This window comes from Enterococcus sp. 7E2_DIV0204 (assembly GCF_002140855.1).
GTDB lineage: Bacteria > Bacillota > Bacilli > Lactobacillales > Enterococcaceae > Enterococcus_L > Enterococcus_L lemimoniae.
The window spans coordinates 2,955,480-2,977,444 of record NZ_NGKY01000001.1 but is presented as its reverse complement, the minus strand read 5'-3'; the positions used below and the strand labels follow the sequence as shown (position 1 = coordinate 2,977,444).

Here is a 21,965-nt window from a genome sequence, read left to right as displayed (position 1 = left end):
ACCATTTTCTCCATACTTAGGCATAAAAAATAGGATGAAGAAATACTCCATCCTAAGTTTTTTTACAGATGTTTGTCGATCAATGCACGTAACTGTTCTTTTGAATGAACACCTACTGCTTTTTCTACAACTTCTCCATCTTTTTTTAAAAGTAAAGTTGGAATACTCATGATTCCGAATGAAGCTGGTGTTGCTGGATTTTCATCTACATCCATTTTCGCAATTTTTACTTCACTTTCATCATATTCTTCACTTAATTGTTCTAAAATCGGTGATTGCATCCGACAAGGACCACACCAAGTTGCCCAAAAATCGATCAAAACAAGACCGTTATCTGTTTCTGCTGAAAAATCTTTATCTGTAATTACTTGTGTCATATTATAGACCTCCTAATTTTTAAAGCACAGCGGGTTCATCTAGCCTTGACAGGAAAATAGTAAAAATTGATTGGGATGATTTTAGTCTCACTCCATTTTATCTTTTTTCTGAAGAGTTAACCCGTGAAGCTCGGTAATCATTTCTAAAATTAGTATAGCACTGGTTTGCTGATTCGACCAGTTTTCTGCTTACTAAAGGTAAGCATCTTATTTAAACTTTACGATAGTAGCGCCATTGCCACCTTGATTGCCTGGCGCAAACTCAAAGCTACTAACACTGCGATGATTTTTTAAATAGTCAGTAATCCCTGTTCTTAAAGCACCTGTTCCTTTGCCGTGAACGATCGTGACTTGAGGGTAACCTGCTAAAATTGCTGCATCAAGATACTGATCAACTTCAGCCAGAGCCTCTTCATAGCGTTTTCCACGTAGATCCAATTGGTTCGCTACATGACTACTTTCATTTGAGCGAACAGCGGTTACTCTTTGTGTAGGTTCCTTTTCAGGTGCAACTGGGGTCATATCGCTTTCTGCAACAGACATCTTTAAGATCCCTAATTGCACTTGCCATTCATTATCGCTAGACTTACGAATTAATGTGCCTCGTTGCCCAAACGTATTAACGATAACTTCATCACCTGATTTAAGTTTCTTTTGTTCTTTCGCTTTTTTCAGCACTTTATTTTTTTCTAAATGGGTTTCTTCCTGATGCAGTTGAGAGAGTTTTGACTTAGCATCGATCAATTGGTGTTCTTTCACACCACCTTGGTTTCCGCTAGTCAACTGCATTTTACGGATATCTGAGATAATACGGCTCGCTTCTTCTTCCGCTTGGGAAACCAATTCATTGGCTTTTTGACGAGCTTTTGCCATTTCTTTTTCACGCTCATCGAAAAAGTACCCATAGGCTTCTTTTAATTCTTTATGCAAGCGTTCAGCCTCATCCACGTAATGACGAACTTCTAGATACTCAGTTTCAGCCATTTTACGACGGTTTTCCAAATCAGCAATCATTTCATTTAAATCTTGGCTTTCACCATCCATAATATGTTTTGCTTCATCGATGATTGATGTATCTAACCCTAGACGTTTTGAAATTTCAAATGCATTACTGCGTCCTGGAACACCAATCAATAGGCGATAAGTCGGGCTTAGTGTGTCTACGTCAAACTCCATACTAGCATTGATTGTGCCTGCTCGATTGTAGCCATAAACTTTTAACTCAGGGTAATGAGTTGTTGCCATCACATAGGCACTTTTGCTACCCAGTTCATCTAAAATGGAAATGGCTAGTGCTGCCCCTTCTTGAGGATCCGTTCCAGCACCTAATTCGTCAAATAGGACTAAACTATAGTTATCAACTTTTTTCAACACCTCAACAATGTTTGTCATGTGTGAAGAAAAAGTACTCAAACTTTGCTCAATCGATTGTTCGTCACCGATATCTGCAAAAACTTCGTCAAAAATCCCCATACGGCTTTCTTCGCCTGCTGGAATCGGCAAGCCTGATTGTCCCATCAATTGAAGTAACCCGAGCGTTTTCAATGTAATCGTCTTACCACCCGTATTTGGTCCTGTGATCACGACAGCTTGATACTCTTTACCAATTGTTATGTCGTTTGGAACAGCCTTCTCTTGATCTAAAAGAGGATGTCTCGCTTGTTTAAAATAAATGTGATTTTCTGCACTGATTTCAGGAACGACTGCCTTTAATTCCTTACCAAAACGAGCTTTTGCGTTTACAAAGTCTAATTTGCCGATAACATACGCATTGTGCATGATATCATTGCGATGAGGAACTAACTCTGCTGATAACTCAGCTAAAATCCGTTCAATTTCATTGCGTTCTGCAATTTGATGCTGACGCAAGCGATTATTCAGATCAACGATTTGTTTTGGTTCAACAAATAATGTTTGTCCTGAAGCACTTTGGTCATGGACTACACCGCCAAAAATACTTTTGTATTCTTGTTTAACTGGAATTACATAGCGTTCATTTCTCATTGTCACAATTGCATCACTTAAATATTTAGCATTTTTCCCTCTAACAATGCCATCTAATTGTTCACGAATTGTTTGTTCGCTTCTACGAATATTATTGCGAATGATTTTTAATTCAGGTGACGCTTCATCTGTCACTCGACCATCTTCATCGATTGACTCTTTTAATCTGCGACTTAATTCTGGTAAAACAATCAATTGATCGATCCAAGAATACAGTCGAAGTAATTCGATTTCGCTGTCCTGCAAATCGTTAAAAAAGCGAATAACTTCAGAGGTGGTAGAGAGTACTCGCCCTACATGAGCCAATTCGATACCATTCAAATCAGCGCCTATTTCGATACGTTTCATATGAGGACGAATATTCTCTAGCTTAGGAATTGGGATACCCCCTCGTAAGCGTTGGATTTTTAATCCATCTTCCGTTTCTTCCAACCAAGCCTGAATTGTCATTGCATCATTTACAGGGACAAGCTGTTCGATCTCTTCTCCCCCTTGAGCTGTAACGACGTATTGGGAGATCAACTGTTTGACCTTGTCAAAGCCTAGTGTTGTTAAAATTCGTGTATTCATTTTTTCACCTTCTGTTCTTGTAAGACTTGCTACAGGTACTACTTGAAACTATTTAATCATCTGTTCTACCCACAAATGATAGATTTGCTTTGAAAATATTGGTGTATCTTTTACAATATAACTTGCCAAGCCACTATTTTTGAATTGGTTTTGGACGGCATCAACAGGTAACATCGATAACGTACTCAATACTAAAAATATTCCGATATAGATGACTACTAAGCTGATTAATCCGCCTGCTAGCCAATTTGCTTGTTTTAATACAGGTATGAAAACTAAGCCATGGGCAAAAATAGCCAAAAATCGGACCACTAACCAACCAGCTGCTAGAATGAGTAAAAATGCCACTGCTCCATAAAAAGCTTGATCTAAATCAAGCGTAAGCTCCTGATTGAAAAAGACCAATTTAGTATCAGCTGTCGGCGAAGGATACGGGATGAACAATTCCAGATGAGAGGCTAAACTCTTATAATACGTTTTAGCTACAAAATAAGTAATCAGATAACCAAATGTATATAAAACTTGTAGAATCAGTCCGCGCCTAGCGCCTGTATAAAAACCAATGGCTAATAGTAGTAAAATAAGTAATGTTAACATCCTGTCATCCTCTCAGATTATTAGTCTTGAGTACTTTTGCTTTGAATCTGTTGTTTACGATTTTCATTTAAGATTTGTTGTGCTTCCATATGATTATGGATCTCAACATCTTCTTGTCCATTCTTTTTCAAGACACCTCTGGCTTCTTCTTCAATTGCTTCGATGCGTTTGATCCGATTTTCCAATTCAGCTAATCGAATGGTTCTTTTCTTTAATTCAGCAACTTCTTGCTCTAAATTAAGCACTTTTTCTTGTTTTTTCAATTGATCAGAAATTGCATTGATCGCAAGTAAAACAGATGCTTGTTCGTCATTTGTTTGTGGTGATATGTGTTTAATTTCAGCTAATTGTTCATTAACTAATTTAGTGACTAAATCCATATGTTGTTTGCTTTCTTGACCGATAATTGTGTACGTATGATCGGCAATTACAGCTTTATATCTTGTTTTTTCTTTAACCATGATAGTGTTCCCTCCTGTATAGATCCATTACATGCTATTGTACCATGAAAATCACCAATATGTGTTTTCAAATAACCCTTTACTATTATATGCTACTAAAACGGAAAATTAAAGGTTTAGTGTTATTATTATAACTTTTATTAGGTTTCTCTCTCCACCTAAAATACAAAACCACTACCTTAGTAAAATTCGAATAGCATAAATAAGAGAGTGAAACAAAACTGAAAATCAGTCTTGTTTCACTCTCTAAACCTGAATAAACCCTTTCATCTCGTTTATAACATATCAAACAGTGATAATTGATTTTCATCTGGTAAATCTTTTAAAACACCATTTTCAGTCATATACTCAATCAACGTTTTAGAAACTTTTCCGCGACTTGCAAGATCTTCCTTAGACAAGAAGGGTTCTTCTCTTGCTTCCACAATCGATTTAGCTACGTTAAGTCCTAAGCTTGGAACTGCTCTAAAAGGAGCAATCAACGTATCACCATCGATCACAAAATTTTCAGCATCCGATTTATACAAATCGATCATACCAAACTTGAAACCACGCTCAATCATTTCATTGGCAAGTTCCAAAACTGTTAATAGATTTTTTTCTTTTGTAGACGCTTCTAAGCCTTTATCTTGAATTTCTTTCATACGCGCTTTGACCGCTTCTTTTCCTTGTGACATTGCAACTAAATCAAAATCATCCGCACGTACTGAAAAATAAGCACAGTAGTAAAGGATTGGGAAATAAACTTTAAAGTAAGCAACACGTAAGGCCATCAAAACGTAAGCTGCCGCATGGGCTTTCGGGAACATATATTTAATTTTAGAACAAGAATCAATATACCAATCTGGTACGTTATTCTCTTTCATCGCCGTTAAATACTCTTCCCTTAGTTCATCAGGGATTTTGTTCCAAAGTCCCTTACGTACGGTTTCCATGATCTTAAATGCCATACCACTATCTAATCCAGCATGGATCAGGTAGACCATAATATCATCCCGACAACCGATAACTTCAGCCAAGGTCGCTTCGCCTTGACGGATCAGTTCTTCAGCGTTTCCTAACCAAACATCGGTACCATGAGATAGACCAGATATTTGCAGTAATTCTGCAAACGTTGACGGATGTGTTTCTTCTAACATACCTCGAACAAAACGAGTTCCAAACTCGGGAATGCCCAATGTACCTGTTTTAGAATAAATTTGTTCCGGTGTTACACCTAGAACTTCTGGTCCTGCAAAAATCCGCATCATTTCCGGGTCATCTGTCGGAATCGTTTTTGGATCGATTCCAGACAGATCCTGCAGCATCCGGATCACAGTGGGATCATCATGTCCTAGTATATCAAGTTTCAAAATATTATCATGGATCGAATGGAAATCAAAGTGAGTCGTTTTCCATTCAGAATTTTGATCATCAGCGGGATATTGAATTGGCGTAAAATCATAAACATCCATATAATCAGGAATAACGATGATCCCCCCAGGATGCTGTCCGGTCGTCCGCTTCACACCAGTCGAGCCTTTTGCTAAACGATCCACTTCAGCTCCTCTAAAATGAAGATTATGATCACGTTCATACCCTTTTACGAAACCGTAGGCGGTTTTATCTGCAACAGTACCAATCGTACCAGCTCGATACACATATTCCTCACCAAATAAAACTTTTGTGTAGTTGTGCGCTTCCGCTTGATAATCCCCTGAAAAATTCAAATCAATATCGGGTACTTTATCTCCATGGAACCCTAAGAAGGTTTCAAATGGAATATCATGACCGTCTTTAAATAGTCGTTGACCACAATTGGGACAATTTTTCTCTGGCATATCAAAACCAGAACCATACGAACCATCTTCAAAAAACTCAGAATGTTTACAATTAACGCAATGATAGTGCGGTGCTAAAGGATTGACCTCCGTGATACCAGTCATCGTTGCAACAAAACTCGAGCCAACCGAGCCACGTGAACCAACTAAGTAACCATCTTCCATACTTTTATGCACTAATTTTTGTGAAATCAAATAGATAACTGAAAATCCATTCCCAATGATACTATCTAGTTCTTTTTTTAAACGTTTTTCAACAATATCAGGTAATGGATCCCCGTAAAGCTCTTTTGCACGTGTGTAACTCAAATTTCGAATTTCATCTTCTGAACCTGGAATTTTTGGTGTATACAAATCATCCTTCACCGGGGTGATTTCATCACACATGTCAGCAATAGCATTAGGATTTTCGACAACAAGGCGATGAGCCGTTTCTTCTCCTAAAAATTGGAAGGCAGTCAACATTTCATCTGTTGTCCTAAAATGAACATCTGGCAAACTATGACGATTGAGCGGATTTGCTCCTCCCATAGAACCAACTAATATTTTACGGTAAATACTATCTTCTTCATTTAGATAATGAACATTTCCAGTCGCCACAACAGGCTTATCAAGTTCATCACCAATTTTGACTAAGTTTGCAATGATTTCTTCTAAATCTGCCTCACTTTTTACTAATTCTTGTTCAAGTAAAGGAGCATAAACAGCTTTGGGCATCACTTCAATATAATCGTAAAACTTCGCTCGATTCTTTGCTTCTTCTACCCCTTTTTGCATCATCGCTTCAAAAATTTCACCACTTGAACAAGCTGAACCAATGATCAGCCCTTCCCGTAATTTGCTTAATTGAGAACGAGGGATTCTTGGAATTCTGAAAAAATAATCGATGTTAGACATGGAAATTAATTTAAAGAGATTTTTTAACCCTGCTTGTGTGGTTGCTAAAATCGTGGCGTGAAAGGGTCTTGCTCGTTTATAAGAATCCCCTTCCCCGATATGCATATTCAATTCATCATGATAGTTCATATTATGGTTTTCTTTCGCATCTTTCAAAAAAATCCAACATAAATGTCCCGTTGATTCAGAATCATAGATAGCTCGGTGATGTTGTTCTAGATTAACGCCAAATTTCTTCGACAAAGTATTTAATCGATGACTTTTGAAGGTCGGATTTAAATAACGTGATAGTTCCAATGTATCAATGACCGGATTTTCAGCTTCCGGAATATCATATTTTCCATAACTCGTATTTAAAAAGCCCATATCAAAAGACGCATTGTGGGCAACTAAAATAGTGTCCTCTGAAAACTCTCTAAATAAACGCAGAACTTCTTCTTCTGATTTTGATCCACGAACCATTTCATCTGTAATTCCTGTTAAATTGATCGTAGTTTGCGATAAAGGATGACCTGGATCGATAAATTGTTCAAACGTATCGATAATATTTCCCTTATGCATTTTCACAGCGGCTAATTCAATAATCGTGTCATAAACAGCTGATAACCCGGTCGTTTCAACGTCAAATACTACATAAGTTGCATCTGTCAATTCAATATGAGCTTCGTTATAGGCAATTGGCACACCGTCATCTACTACGTTGGCTTCAACTCCATATAAAATTTTTACACCCGCTTTTTTTCCTGCACTATGAGCATCGGGAAAGCCTTGCGCACCACCATGATCAGTGATTGCAATTGCCTTATGCCCCCATTTACCCGCTTGTGCCACGAAATCAGCAACATTATTGGTTGCATCCATCGTGCTCATATTGCTATGTAAATGAAGTTCAACCCGTTTATCGCCTTCTGGAGCGTAATCTTTACGTGGTGCATGTTTGACTTCCATTAAATCTTGACAGTTCATAACTAAGTCCCGCATAAATGTATCTTCTTGAATACTTCCGCGTACTCTTACCCAGCTATGTTTTTGGATCGCATCAAAAACTTGTTCATCTTTCTCACCATTAGAGAATTTTTTTACAATAAAAGATGATGTATAATCCGTAATTTTTAATATCAAGATTTTCCGTTTAGAACGTAATTCCCGCACTTCAACATCAAAGACAAACCCTTCGATCGTTACGCGACGTTCTTCTTCTAGAATATTACCCATCGGCATAATTGGTTCGTCATTTGGAATGTTCCGACCAAGTCGAATGGGGCCTTCAAGTGCCGGACCTTGTTGTTGCTGTTGTTTTTTCTTTTGCTCATGTTTAACCAGTGATTCAGCTGCTTGTTGTTGGAATGCAGCATCTTGCTCTTGCTTACGTTCTTCAAATAGCGCTAATACACGTTTCGCTTGCTGTTCATCCATTTTTGGTTCGATATGAAATTTTTGAAAGCCGTAATTGATATATAGCTCCTCAATAATTGGTAGATATTGTTGTTTTAGATATGGAATCACAGCATCGTTATCGACAGGTAAAATAATTTTTTTATCTTCAATAATCGGTGTTTGGGTTTTGATTACACGTTGAACTAAAGGCGTATCACATTGACTATTCAATAATGCTAGTTGCCAATAATCCGTCAATTGCTCTTCTGTAAATTCACTTTTATCAGTCGAAATTTTTACAGTTACACCTGCAATTTGTTGAAAAGCAAGTTCTAATTGCTGCATAAATGATTGATACAACATCACTGGTAAAATCTCAGCAAAACCTAAATGAAATTCCCATAAACGACTTTGCTGATGAACAACGACTTTATCGATTCTTCCCTGTTGAATAAGCGGATGTTGCCGCTCTTGTTCATTTAATTGAATTTGATCAATCAACTGTGCAAATAACTCTTGTGCCTTTTCTGCCATTAAATGAACCTCCTTATAATAAAAGCGTAGCGGGCTCGTTCAACTCCGACTGAAAAATCGATTGTGGTGCTTTTTACCACAAACTATTTTTATCTTTTTCCTAAGGAGTTATCCCGTGCAGCTAGATAACGCATGGTAACAACGTTCCGCTTTGCTACACCTTGTACTTTTCAACATCAGTTCATTTTATTCACTGTGTTTCAAAGCAAAAGCGGAATGGGCTCGTTCAGCTCTGTCTGAAAAATAGGAAAAATTAAATGTGATGTTTCTTTATCACATTTAATTTTTATCTTTTTTCCGAGAGACTAGCCCATGCAGCTAGATAAACTACTCCAGCCTCTATAATCCAAATATAGTCAAAAATCATCCGTTTTAAACTGGACATTTTGATAAGAAAGAGGCCCTTAAACATTTCTGCCAAGTGCCTCGCCACAATTAAGTATACTATTTTTTCCGAGGAAATACAATGTAAAGTAAGAACACTACGAACCAATTTAACTCACTCACAAAGTAATAGACATGCTAATAGATAAAGCCTATGAAACCAATCATTGATTAGTTTCACAGGCTTTTTTGTCTTAGTCTTTATCTGCATTCAACAATATAGATAATGTACTTTCAAGCTCTTCTTTCCGAACTTCAACCATTTCGCCAGTGCGCTTGATTTTGACTTCTACGACACCATCAACAGCCTTTTTACCGACAGTGATGCGGATTGGACAACCGATCAAGTCAGCATCAGCAAATTTTACCCCTGCTCGCTCATTTCGATCATCTACTAATACTTCATAACCAGCTGCTGACATCATTTCTTCAACTTCTTGTGCTAGTTTTATTTGATATTCGTCTTTTATGTTCATTTGAACAACATGTAGATCAAATGGTGAAATGCCAGCTGGCCAATTAATACCATTCTCATCGATATTTTGTTCAACGATTGCAGAAAGTAAACGGCTTACACCGATTCCATAACAGCCCATGATTACATGTTTTTCTCGACCATTTTCATCTAAAACTGTTGCACCCATTGCTTCACTATAGCGAGTACCTAGTTTAAAGATATGACCGATTTCGATTCCTTTAGTAAATTCTAAAGCACCGTTGCCATCTGGTGAAGGATCTCCTTCTTGAACAAATCGTAAATCTTCATAGCTGATTGGTGTAAAATCACGTCCAGGATTAACATTGCTTAAGTGGAAACCTGTTTCATTAGCACCCGTGATCGCATTCGCTAAATCTTGAACATGAAGATCAGCAAATAGCTTCACTTCTTCTGATAATTCAACGGGACCAACTGAACCAAAATCAGCACCTAAATATTTCCGTGCATCTTCATCCGTTGCTTCCTCTAGGAAATCAACACCCAAGAAGTTTTTTAATTTAACGTCGTTTACTTCATGATCACCACGAACTAGTACTAACACAGGTTCTTCGTCGGCCATAAATAAAACAGACTTGATAATGCGCTGTGGTTCCACGTTGAAAAATGCTGCAACTTGTTCAATTGAGCTAACATCAGGTGTTGCAATTTTTTCGATGTCTAATTGCGTTTCATGTGATTTTTTCGGAGTATATAGACTCGTTGCCATTTCTAGATTGGCAGCATAATCACCATCTGTTGAAAAACAAATTGTATCTTCACCGATTTCAGAAATCGCCATAAATTCTTTAGAATCTTTTCCACCCATTGCTCCGCCATCACCAATGATTGCTCGGAAATTCAAACCGCAACGCTCAAATATAGCAGAATACGCTTTTTCATAATCGCGATAAGATTGGTCCAAACTTTCTTCATCTGCATGAAATGAATAACCGTCTTTCATGATAAATTCTCGACCCCTCAATAAGCCAAAGCGAGGACGTTTTTCATCACGGTATTTTGTCTGAATTTGATAAAGATTTAACGGTAACCGTTTGTATGAGTTCACTTCATCTCGGATCAATTCTGTAAACGTTTCTTCATGTGTAGGACCAAGAATATAGTCCCGTTCATTACGGTCTTTTAAACGATATAAATTAGGACCGTAAGTTTCGTAACGACCAGATTCTTTCCATAGCTCTGCAGGTAGCAACGCTGGCATCAACATTTCGATCGCATCGATCTTATCAAACTCTTCTCGCATGATTTTTTTTAATTTTTCAAGTACTCGATTTGCTAAGGGTAAATAAGAATAAATCCCTGCTGAGACTTGGCGAATATACCCTGCTCTAAGTAACATTTGGTGGCTTAAGACTTCTGCATCATTAGGCACCTCACGTAAAGTTGGGATTAGCATTTTTGACTGTTTCATTAGAACTCTCCTTTGTTTAAACGAATAATTGACACTCCTCAAGTGCTTCGTTGTAAAATCAAATTATTTAAAAGAAAAAACGTTGAATATCATTCCAAGTCACTAACACCATCAATAGCATGATGAAACCAAAACCAATCAATGTTAGTAAACCTTCTTTTTCTTGACTTAAAGGTTTGCCTCTAAGTCCTTCAAAAATATTTAATACGATTTTACCGCCATCAAGTGCTGGTATTGGCAATAAATTGATGATACCTAGATTGACTGATAACATTGCCATTAACCAAATCACCGTGTTGACACCTGCTTTTGAAGCTTCTGCAGACATTTGGAACATCATTACTGGACCACCCAATTTATCTAAACTAAATCCAGTAAATAATGATTTTAGCGCTGTAAAGATTTGCATAGAACTACTTAATGTTGTTTGAACCCCTCCAAGTAACTTATCTGCTAGACCCGTTTTCTTTGGTGGCAAGATTCCTATCACACCAATTTCTTCCTTACCAGATTTTTGACTTTTAGGCGTTATATCCACTTCTCTTGTTTTACCAGCTGATTCGACCATCAGATTTAGTTCTTTATCTGGGCTATCTTGAATGATCTTTGTGAAATCGTTCCAATCATTGACAGATTGTCCATCAATCGATACGATACGATCATCTGCTTTCAAGCTTGCTTTTTCAGCCGGACTATCTGGTTGGATACCACCAATTAAGTTAGTATTTGTGTACGTCACACCACCTTGCATAAAGACATAGACTGTAAATAACACGAGAGCCAGAATAAAATTATTCATCGGTCCAGCAAAATTGGTCAACATTCGTTGCCATAATTTTGCTGATTGGAATTGGACATCGATTGGTGCAATCCTAACTTCGGTTCCATCTTGCTCAATAATAGTTGCATCATGATTTACTTTATAGGTGATTTCTTCCGACTCATCACCATTGACATACCCTTTAATGAACAACACTTTTTCCAAATCAGCTGCTAACATTTCCATCGGAATACTATTGGTCAACTGGACTTTTTTACTTGTATTGATTTTTACAACTTCTTGCTGCTCATTTAGCTCAACAGAAAGCGGCATTCCAGGAGCTAACTCTGTTTCATCTTCCCCCATGCCCGCCATGCGAACATATCCGCCGATTGGCAGTATCCGAATCGTGTAAGCTGTTCCGTCTTTGCCTTGATGGGCAAAAATCTTTGGACCCATACCAATCGCAAATTCTCGCACTAAAATACCTGAACGCTTTGCGAAGAAAAAATGTCCAAATTCATGTACTAAAACAAGAATTCCAAAGACAATAATAAATGTAATGATTGTTTTCATAACCGACCTTCTTCCTTTATCCATCTTTTTACGATAGTTCTTGTTTGTTTATCGATTTCGATCACTTCTGATAAAGTGACTTCGGTAGTTTCTTGGTAATGATCGACTGCTCGTTGAACGAATTGTTCGATTTGTAAATACGAAATCTTTCCATTTATAAATGAAGTTGCCGCAATTTCATTTGCCGCATTATAGACAGTTGGATAGGCACCACCTTTTTTCCCGACCGTAAAAGCTAGATCCAACATTGGAAAACGATTGAAATCCATCGATTCAAAATTTAATTGACCAATCTGAGTTAAATCAAATGCCAACTCATTTTTGATTGGCAACCGATCCGGGTAAGTCAATGCATATTGAATTGGTTCTCGCATATCACTTGGTCCAATTTGAGCCAAGTAAGCCCCATCTTTTAATGCAATCATTGAATGAACAATACTTTCTTTATGTAAAACAACTTTTATTTTATCATAATCTGTACCAAATAACCAATGAGCCTCGATAACTTCTAACCCTTTATTCATCATTGTAGAAGAATCTATTGTAATTTTTTTCCCCATCGACCAATTTGGATGGTTTAAGGCTTGTTCTAAGGTCACAGTTTCCAACTCATCACGTGTCAGGTCTCTAAAGCTGCCTCCTGAAGCGGTAATCACTAACTCCTTCAAGTTATCAGCTTTCTGCCCTTCTAAACATTGGAAAATCGCTGAATGTTCACTATCGACTGGTAAGATGTTGACATTATTTTTTTCTGCTGCTTCCATGACCCATTTTCCTGCCATGACCAAGGTCTCTTTATTGGCTAAAGCAATATCTTTCCCTACTTCGATGGCCGCCATCGTAGGGAGTAACCCTACACTTCCTGTTATAGCGGTTAAGACAACATCCACTGCCTCATGTATGGCAGCTCCTACAAGACCTTCTGCTCCTACACCAAACTCGATATCGGGAAAGCGGTCCGTTAACTCTGCTTTGATTTTTTCTGAGCCCACACCGACATATCGTGGTTTTAAGCGTTCTATTAATTCTGTCCCTTTTTCACTATTGGAATGAAACGTCAGCGAAACGATTTTAAAGAGTTCAGGGTATGCCATAACAACATCTACGGTGTTTGTGCCAATAGAGCCCGTTGCTCCTAATAATGCTATATTTTTCATATTAAAAAGAAAAACCCTGAACATTCAGAGTTTTTCACCTTCCCTTCTTGTTTAGAAATTAAAATAGTCCGAATAAATGCATGATTGGAAAAACAAAAAGTAGGCTATCAAATCGATCTAAGATCCCACCATGCCCTGGTAAAATAGTTCCAGAATCCTTCACATCATAGTGTCGCTTGATTGATGACTCGACTAAATCGCCAAATTGACCAACAACCGAAAAAACTACTGTGATAAGTAACATGATTGGTAAATTATAAGTGAATAACTCTTTATTAGGTGTCAATGTCAAGAATAAGAATGCTACTACAACCGCACAAAGGATTCCCCCTAGTGAACCTTCAATTGTTTTATTGGGCGAAACTTCTGGCCACAATTTTCTTTTGCCAAATCGTTTACCAATAAAATATGCACCAATATCCGTCGACCAAACAACAAATAATGCATACAACAAGACAACAAAACCAGTATGTCTAGCACTCACAAAGTTTTGGAAACCAACACCCACATATAGGCTAGTGATCACCGGAAATCCTGCTTGGGAGATTGTATACATATTTTTCGATGCAACTAAGCCACCTAGCAAAATCATGACAGTTAGGTAAAATAAAATGAAATTATCTGCTTTTTCAGGTAAAAAGAAGAACCAACGGTCTTTAGGTAGCACTAAAAATATTGCCCCTAGAGCAGAAAGAACGCCTTCAAAACTAGCGATTTCCAATCCTTTCATTCTAAATAACTCATAGACTCCAACTACAGCTAATAATGCTGCTGCGAGTTCGATCACGAAACCGCCGTACCAAATAATCGGTATAAAAACAACTAATGCTACGGCCGCTGTAATAACGCGTTGTCTCATTTTTTTTCCTCCTCAGTTTCCTTTAAACCACCAAAACGGCGATTCCGATTTTGAAACGATGCTAGTGCCGATTCTAATAATGTATCATTAAAGTCAGGCCATAAAGCATCTGTGAAAAATAACTCACTATAGGCAATTTGCCAAAGTAAAAAATTACTGATTCTTTCTTCTCCGCTAGTCCGAATCAACAATTCAGGATCTCTTAAATCATCAGCCAGAAAACCAGTCATCAAATGATCTGCTATTGTATTTTCAGTGATTTCTTCAGCAGAAAGTTCATTATCCGCTGTTTTTTGGGCAATTTCTTTAACTGCCGTAACGATTTCAGCTCTTGAACCATAATTTAAAGCGAAGTTTAAAACCATCCCAGTATTGTTTTTTGTTTGGTCAATTGCTCGCTCTACCGCATCTTGAGTATGTTCTGGTAAGAATTCTTTGTAGCCCATCACATGAACTTTTACATTTTCTTTGATCAGTTCGGGCACAAATGTATCAAAAAAATCAACTGGTAGCTGCATTAAAAAGCTTACTTCCTCAGAGGGCCGTTTCCAGTTCTCTGTAGAAAATGCGTATAGGGTTAAAACCTTGACCCCTAACTTACTAGCATGCTTCGTGATTTTTTTGACAGTGTTCATCCCTTCTTTATGCCCAGCTATCCGAGGTAAACGACGATTTTGCGCCCATCTTCCATTTCCATCCATAATAACTGCCACGTGTTTGGGTATAGGTCCTTTACTATTAAATGTAAAAGTACTTTCTTCTTGTATGTATTTATTCTTTTGTGGAAAAAAACGTAACATATTTTTCCCTCCATTCCAAAAATCTGTCTAGACTATTATAGCAATATCTTTCAAAAATGCCTATGCAAATGAAAGAATTTCGATATTATTTAATCTTTTTCTTGCTGATTTGCTGTAATCCACAATGAAAAAGCACTTTTTAACACTCCATTTTCAAAAAAGAAAGTATGAAACAAAACTAAAATCAGTTTTATCTCATACTCTTAAACGAAATAAATGGCTACTCTGGTTTGTCAGAGGGTTTATTTTCTTCTGGTTTTAAATTCCCTTTACTGATCCCAATTTGAACCACAGAATTGATTGGGATGAATTCATTGTATTGACTCATTTTAACTACCGTTCCTTTTGTCACAGTAGAATCTACGTAATAAACTTGATACGTGATGTTCGCACCTTTAGATTGATATTCATCATAAAAAATCTTTTGAAGATCGCCTTCTAACGTACTATCCCGTAAATCTTTAAGGTATGGTTTCCCAAATGAATAGACTACTTGGACCACAGGTTTCTCTTCTTTTTCAGTATATTTTTTCCCAATTTCTACTGATTGACTAATAAATTGGCCATAAGGAACTTGATCATTAAACAACTGCTTTACTTGTACTTGTAAGCCATTTGCTTTTGATTCTGCTTCTTCGGCAGTAAACTGTGAAAAATCAGGTACTACGATAGCTTTACCTGTTGAGACAGTGACCGACATCGATTCTTTTTTCGCAACTTTAGTATCTTTGCCAATACTTTGTGAAATGACTTTGCCACTCTCCACTGTTTCGGAATCGGCTTCATCGGTTTTCAGCGTAATCTCATTTTTCTTCGCCCATTCTGTTGCTTCTTCTTTCGCTTTTCCAGCAAAGTCAGGTACTGAAATATTTTTTTCAAAGACTTCTTTGCCTTTGGAGAAATAAACTTTTGCTTTATCTTTACGTTTATAATTTTCAGCTTTTACATCTTTATTGGTTATCTCAAATTTTAGATAATCACCAGCTGCAACTTTGTCACTGTACTCTTCAATGATTGCCAAGTTTTCAGCTTTTTGTTCCTTGATCCAGCTTTTTGCATCGTTTAATTTCATTTCTTTAAAATCAGGAAGCAAAATAGCCTCTTCAGGATCTGCACCCAGACTTGCATCAACAACTAATTCTTTGCCTTTTTTTATTTTTTTATTTTTCACATTTTGATGGATAACGATGTTTGCTTCTTTAGCAAAATCATATTTCTGTTCAACTTGGAGTTTCACACCATTTTCCGTAGTCCAGACGCGTACTTCTGATAATTCTTTTCCTTCAAAATCTGGTACTTTGACATGGGTCAATTGATAATACCCAAAGTATAATAATAGGGCAGCGACTAAACCACCTAAGCCAAAAAGAATAAATTTACGGATTTTTTTCTTTTTATATGTGGGATCTGTTTCGATCACTTCATCAGGATTCTTGGACTGATTTACAGTTGCTGTTGTCACTGGTTCACTAGTAGTGGTTGCTTTTTTCGGTTCGTTTTTTTTCTTTTTGATGCGTTTTTTGATATAGATTGAGTCTTCTGGCTCGCTTGTTAGGCTCTTGTACTGTTCCCCAGTAGAGTTCCCCTCATTTTCAGGACTGTTTTGCGGTCCAAAGGAAGCTTCAGGTTGGACTGCTTTATCCGCTAACAGCTCTTGCTTGCTTGCTTTTTTTTCTGGTCTTGCTATTTTTTTCCGTTCCAGTTTGTCTGACTGCTCTTTTTGCTTATTTTTTTCCTGACGGGTTTTTTCATAGTTTTCCCCGCTGAAATTTGATAGAAAATCACTCATATTTTTTTAACACACCTTTTTTCAGGTAGTAAGTCTCATCAGACTGGTCAGCAATATCATTGGAATGTGTCACAACAATAACACATTTATTATGGACTTTAGCAAGGTTTTGAAAGATGTCGACAATTTCTTGTTCCATACCTTCATCTAAATTTCCTGTTGGTTCATCCGCTAAAATGATATCGACATTTGTTGCTAAAGCTCTAGCAATTGCAACACGTTGTTGTTCACCACCAGAGAGTTGGTTTACAAGTCGGTCTGCCTTTTCGCTCGTAATACCAATATAATCCAAGAGGTTATAGGCCACTTCTTTTTGATTCGCTGGCAGCTCATTATCTGTAATCGACATTGCAACTAAGACATTTTCTAAAGCAGTCAAATAAGGAACTAAATTATAGCTTTGAAAGATGATACTAATATCATCACGACGGTATTTTTCATAGCCAATTGCCTTAATATCTTGCCCTTTTAGTAGAACTTGTCCTTCTTTTGGCGTATCTAAAGCACTGATCAGAGAAAGAAAGGTCGTTTTTCCTGAGCCAGATTGTCCTAAGATCGTGTAAAATTTTCCTTGTTCAAATGAAACACTAGTATCTTTTAAAATAAAACGGCGCTGATCGCCATCTTGATAAAAATAGCTGAGATTTTTCGTTTCTAAAATCGCCATTTTTTCTAACCCCCTACATCATGATTTTCTTTGGATTCAATCGAACAATATAGAGCAACGGTAAAATAGCCGCTAACAATACTGTTCCTAATCCAACAACTAAATAGGTAATGATATAGCCTAATGAGAATTTTACTTCATACGCATTCATGATGTCATCCGATGTTAACATGGTTGACCCTAATCCATCTAATCCCATATACATATTCATTTGATCGTTAGAATTACTTAATAGATCACTATTTAGTAAGGACTCTGAAACTATTTTCCCTAAGAAATTACCTGTGATCAGCGACAAAATCAATGCGATTCCACTTATTATCAGCATTTCAATGATAATTTGTCCCATGACATGACTTCGTTTATCACCTAATGATAGATAAATGCCTAATTCATGTTTACGATCACGCATAAACAATAAAACCACAAGGGAAATAATCAACAATGTGGCGATAACGGCAATCATCACGACATAACCTGAAATTTGAGACATTTTTTTCATACTGCCGCCAATTTGTTCGTATTGATCAGTCGATGCTTTGACTGTATACAACTTAGGTAACAGAGGTTGCGTCTCTTGTTTAAAGGCTTCTACGTCATCTGGGCTTTTTAGTACGTAGATAGGTGTGTAATATTCTTCTTGGTCTTCTTCTGGAATAAACATACTATCTGGTGCGACTTTTTTTAATTTTTCTGTATAGTCTTTATTGATTTCTAGTACAGTTTTATTTGGTAAGTAAATCGTATTGATTTGTTGTAATGACATAAATTGCTGATTCATTTCTTGTTCATCATTCTTTTTCTTCTCTTTATCTTTCATTTCTACCGTAGTTGGCTCAAAAATCCCTATAATTTGTATAGGAACATCTATTTTAAATAATTCCTTTTCTTCGCCACTCTCATTATAGTCATAGCCTCGAGTATCCATCACCATTTGATCTCCAACTGAAAGTCCATTTTCTTCTGCAACTTTCGAAGAAATCAGCCCTACGTTTTTACCGTTATCAACCTCTTCTTGAGTAAACACTTTACCGTCTACTAACTTTATACTTTTTTCTTCAACATCTAAAATTTTATGATAGTTTGAACCTTTTAAGGTAAATCCTTCCATCATTGCTCCTGATTGTTCTGCATCTAATGTTGCACTTTTCAATTCTTTCGTTTGTGACATTGATAGAGCATTGTAATCATAGTATTTCACATAAGGAGAATTCCCGATTTTTTTCATCAAATCAACTTTAAGTTGATCAATTTTAAGGTCTTCTTTTGCAAACTCTTCTTGATTATTTTCGTAATCAAGTTGAATAGTCGCCATACCACCTAACTGTTTTTTGACGCTTTTTTCAACATTCTGTGTCGACTGTTGAATTGCGATCGATCCTGCAATAACATTCCCCAAGACAAATATCACTGCAAATAAAATGAGTGATTTCCCCTTTTTTCTTGTAACGCTGCATAATGCACGATTAATAAAATTCACTTTATCAACTCCTTTTAAAAAAATAAAGTTACTCTCATTATTCCATAACACTTCACCTTTAACAAGATGTTTTTCAGCATAGTTGCTTATTCTTACTCATCCAATAGATTATAATTTTATGTTTTTTGTTTTATACTAATAAAATAACAATTATATTAAATAAAACAAAAAACAACTAGACTCACCACTGGAAAAAGCGGGAACCTTGTTGTTTTTTCTATTAATATTCTTAAACTTCTAGAAGTTCTTTTTCTTTTTCAGCAGTAATAGTATCAATATTTTTAACACTATCATCTGTTAGCTTTTGTGCTTCTTTTTCCAAGCTGCGTAATTCATCTTCAGTAATATCGTTACTTTTTTGTTGTTTTTTTAGTTCATCGATTGCATCACGACGAATGTTTCGAACAGCAATTTTAGCGTTTTCTGCAGCTTTTTTCACGTCTTTTGCTAATTCTTTACGACGTTCTTCTGTTAATTGCGGAATCACTAAACGAATCACCGTGCCGTCATTGGTCGGGCTAATACCGATATCACTTGCTTGGATAGCTTTTTCGATATCTTCCAGTGAGTTTTTATCAAATGGCGTGATCATTAAAACACGTGCTTCTGGAATATTAATTCCAGCAAGTTGGTTCACTGGTGTAAGTGCGCCATAGTAATCCACTTGAATTCTGTCTAACAGACTTGCATTGGCACGTCCTGCACGGATTTGACCAAGTTCACGTTGTAAACTTTGTTCTGCTTTACTCATTTTTTCTTTTGCTGTTGCTAATACAGTTCCACTCATTTTTTATTTCCCCCTTACGGTTGTTCCAATATTTTCGCCAAGACATGCGCGGCGAATGTTACCTGTTTCATTTAAATTGAAAACGACTAATGGAATATCATTATCCATGCTTAGCGAACTAGCTGTTGAGTCCATTACCTGCAATCCTTTTGAGATTACATCTAAATGTGTCAATTCTTCAAATTTGACTGCGCTTGAATCCAATTTAGGATCGGCAGAGTATACACCATCAACATTGTTTTTAGCCATTAAAATGACATCGGCATTGATTTCTGCTGCACGTAACGCTGCAGTAGTATCGGTAGAGAAGTATGGGTTCCCTGTTCCCCCAGCGAAAATCACGATACGTCCTTTTTCTAAATGACGTTCCGCACGTCGACGGATATATGGCTCCGCAATTTGACGCATTTCGATGGATGTTTGAACACGAGTTGGAACACCTATATTTTCTAAGGTATCTTGTAAGGCTAAAGCATTCATTACAGTAGCCAACATTCCCATATAATCTGCTTGAGCGCGTTCCATACCCATTTGAGCACCAATTTGCCCACGCCAGATATTTCCACCACCAACAACAATTGCCATCTCGATACCTAATTCATGAACTTCTTTGATTTCTTCTACAATCTCTTTGATTGTTGGAGGTTTTATTCCAAACCCTTCTTCTCCGGCCAAAGCTTCGCCACTTAACTTTAATACAACACGTTGATATTTAGGTTTTACCATTTTTGTTTTCCCTCCACCATTTGTCTAAGAACATTTTAACATACTCTAGGCATTCTGCCAGTCTATTTCTTTTGATTTGCCTAAAAAAAGAGTGTGGGACAAAAGTAAAAAACACTTTTGTTTCACACCCTAAATACGAATAAACGGTGGGAGTAGAAGCAACCCCTTCGGAAATAAGCTGGAATTCACAAAAATTTGAAGAGCAATTTTCGTGAATTCCTTCTTATTTCTCGGGGTTAAACACTTCTGTCCCAACCTCAACTGTCACATACGTAACAGATTTATTTTTTGATTTGGCTCATTACTTCGTCTGCAAAGTTATCTTCACGTTTTTGAATTCCTTCGCCAACTTCAAAGCGGATAAATGATTTAACTGTCGCACCTTTAGATGCAACATATTTTTCAACTGTCATATCAGGATCTTTAACAAATGGTTGATCTACTAATGAAATCTCAGCTTTAAATTTGTTCAAGCGTCCTACGACCATTTTTTCAACGATATTCGCTGGTTTGCCTTCGTTTAATGCTTGTTCAGAAAGAATTGATTTTTCATGCTCTAATTCTTCTTGAGGAATTTGAGTTTCGTTAACATAACGAGGGTTGATTGCTGCAACATGCATTGCAACATCTTTAGCAACTTCTTCATCCGTTGTTCCTTCTAATACTGTTAATACGGCAATACGGCCACCCATGTGTAAATAAGCACCAAATGCTGCATTGTCAGCTTTTTCTACTAATTCAAAACGACGGAAACTGATTTTTTCACCGATAACAGTTGTTGCTTCGATCAATTCAGTTTCAAGAGTGCCTTTGTCTGTTTTAATTGCTAAAGCTTCTTCTAAGTTAGCTGGTTTGTTTGTTGCAATTTCAGTTGCGATTTTTTTAACTAAATCTTGGAACATTTCGTTTTTAGAAACGAAGTCTGTTTCAGAGTTCACTTCAACGATAGCTGCAAAGTTACCATTTGAAGCAACATTTGCTAAACCTTCAGCTGCAACACGATCATTTTTCTTAGCAGCTTTAGCCATACCATTTTCACGTAAATGATCAACTGCTGCTTCCATGTTACCTTCTACTGCTACTAACGCTCTTTTTGCGTCCATCATACCGACACCTGTCATGTCGCGTAATTCTTTAACTAATTTTGCTGAAATATCTGCCATTTTTTGTTCCTCCTAAGTTTTAAAAGCGTAGCAGGCTCGTCCGGCTCTGACTGAAAAATAGGAAAATATAACTGAGGTGCTTTTTGCCTCATTTATATTTTATCTTTTTTCCGAAGAGCTAGCCTGCGTAGCTAGATAATTTTAAAAGCTAAATGAGCTCGTTAAGCCTTGACAGGAAAATAGGAAAATTGATTGAGATGCTCTTCATCTCACTCCATTTTTATCTTTTTCCCGAAAGGCTAGCTCATGAAGCTAGATAATATGAATTGTAAA

At 36.9% G+C, this 21,965-nt stretch carries 16 protein-coding genes; all 16 read right to left on the bottom strand.

Annotation, left to right across the window (positions count from 1 at the left end; genetic code table 11):
• Nucleotides 1-62 precede the first annotated feature (62 nt).
• Nucleotides 63-377 (bottom strand): thioredoxin, encoded by a 315-nt coding sequence (gene trxA, locus A5819_RS13810; RefSeq protein WP_086279329.1) that lies wholly within the window; start codon nucleotides 375-377, stop codon nucleotides 63-65.
• Between the two features lie 207 nt (nucleotides 378-584).
• Nucleotides 585-2,951, bottom strand: a complete 2,367-nt coding sequence (locus tag A5819_RS13805) for an endonuclease MutS2 (protein WP_086279328.1) — start codon at nucleotides 2,949-2,951, stop codon at nucleotides 585-587.
• Nucleotides 2,952-2,999: 48 nt separating this feature from the next.
• Nucleotides 3,000-3,548, bottom strand: a complete 549-nt coding sequence (locus A5819_RS13800; protein ID WP_086279327.1) for a CvpA family protein — start codon at nucleotides 3,546-3,548, stop codon at nucleotides 3,000-3,002.
• Between the two features lie 20 nt (nucleotides 3,549-3,568).
• Nucleotides 3,569-4,009, bottom strand: coding sequence for a cell division protein ZapA (gene zapA / locus A5819_RS13795; RefSeq protein WP_176271431.1), 441 nt, complete (start codon nucleotides 4,007-4,009; stop codon nucleotides 3,569-3,571).
• Between the two features lie 275 nt (nucleotides 4,010-4,284).
• Complete coding sequence (locus A5819_RS13790) at nucleotides 4,285-8,637, bottom strand: PolC-type DNA polymerase III (protein ID WP_086279325.1); 4,353 nt, start codon at nucleotides 8,635-8,637, stop codon at nucleotides 4,285-4,287.
• Between the two features lie 578 nt (nucleotides 8,638-9,215).
• Nucleotides 9,216-10,928 (bottom strand): proline--tRNA ligase, encoded by a 1,713-nt coding sequence (locus tag A5819_RS13785; protein WP_086279324.1) that lies wholly within the window; start codon nucleotides 10,926-10,928, stop codon nucleotides 9,216-9,218.
• 67 nt (nucleotides 10,929-10,995) lie between these two features.
• A complete protein-coding gene (rseP, locus tag A5819_RS13780; protein ID WP_086279323.1) occupies nucleotides 10,996-12,264 on the bottom strand; it encodes an RIP metalloprotease RseP in 1,269 nt (422 codons plus the stop codon).
• The gene (locus A5819_RS13775; protein WP_086279714.1) at nucleotides 12,261-13,421 is read right to left on the bottom strand and encodes a 1-deoxy-D-xylulose-5-phosphate reductoisomerase; all 1,161 of its coding nucleotides are present in this window, start codon (nucleotides 13,419-13,421) and stop codon (nucleotides 12,261-12,263) included. Before A5819_RS13775 ends, rseP begins: the two co-directional genes overlap by 4 nt.
• Before the next feature lie 58 nt (nucleotides 13,422-13,479).
• A complete protein-coding gene (locus A5819_RS13770) occupies nucleotides 13,480-14,280 on the bottom strand; it encodes a phosphatidate cytidylyltransferase (RefSeq protein ID WP_086279322.1) in 801 nt (266 codons plus the stop codon).
• Complete coding sequence (locus A5819_RS13765) at nucleotides 14,277-15,080, bottom strand: isoprenyl transferase (RefSeq protein ID WP_086279321.1); 804 nt, start codon at nucleotides 15,078-15,080, stop codon at nucleotides 14,277-14,279. Before A5819_RS13765 ends, A5819_RS13770 begins: the two co-directional genes overlap by 4 nt.
• Nucleotides 15,081-15,300: 220 nt before the next feature.
• Entirely contained in the window at nucleotides 15,301-16,869 is a 1,569-nt protein-coding gene (locus tag A5819_RS13760) for a PASTA domain-containing protein (RefSeq protein WP_086279320.1), read from the bottom strand.
• Entirely contained in the window at nucleotides 16,862-17,536 is a 675-nt protein-coding gene (locus tag A5819_RS13755) for an ABC transporter ATP-binding protein (protein ID WP_086279319.1), read from the bottom strand. Before A5819_RS13755 ends, A5819_RS13760 begins: the two co-directional genes overlap by 8 nt.
• A gap of 13 nt (nucleotides 17,537-17,549) precedes the next feature.
• Entirely contained in the window at nucleotides 17,550-19,016 is a 1,467-nt protein-coding gene (locus A5819_RS13750) for an ABC transporter permease (protein ID WP_086279318.1), read from the bottom strand.
• Between the two features lie 229 nt (nucleotides 19,017-19,245).
• A complete protein-coding gene (gene frr / locus A5819_RS13745; RefSeq protein ID WP_086279317.1) occupies nucleotides 19,246-19,803 on the bottom strand; it encodes a ribosome recycling factor in 558 nt (185 codons plus the stop codon).
• 3 nt (nucleotides 19,804-19,806) lie between these two features.
• Nucleotides 19,807-20,529 carry a UMP kinase gene (pyrH, locus tag A5819_RS13740; RefSeq protein WP_086279316.1) on the bottom strand — a complete coding sequence of 241 codons (723 nt, stop codon included), beginning with the start codon at nucleotides 20,527-20,529 and terminating at the stop codon, nucleotides 19,807-19,809.
• 281 nt (nucleotides 20,530-20,810) lie between these two features.
• Nucleotides 20,811-21,692 carry a translation elongation factor Ts gene (gene tsf, locus A5819_RS13735; RefSeq protein WP_086279315.1) on the bottom strand — a complete coding sequence of 294 codons (882 nt, stop codon included), beginning with the start codon at nucleotides 21,690-21,692 and terminating at the stop codon, nucleotides 20,811-20,813.
• Nucleotides 21,693-21,965: the final 273 nt, after the last annotated feature.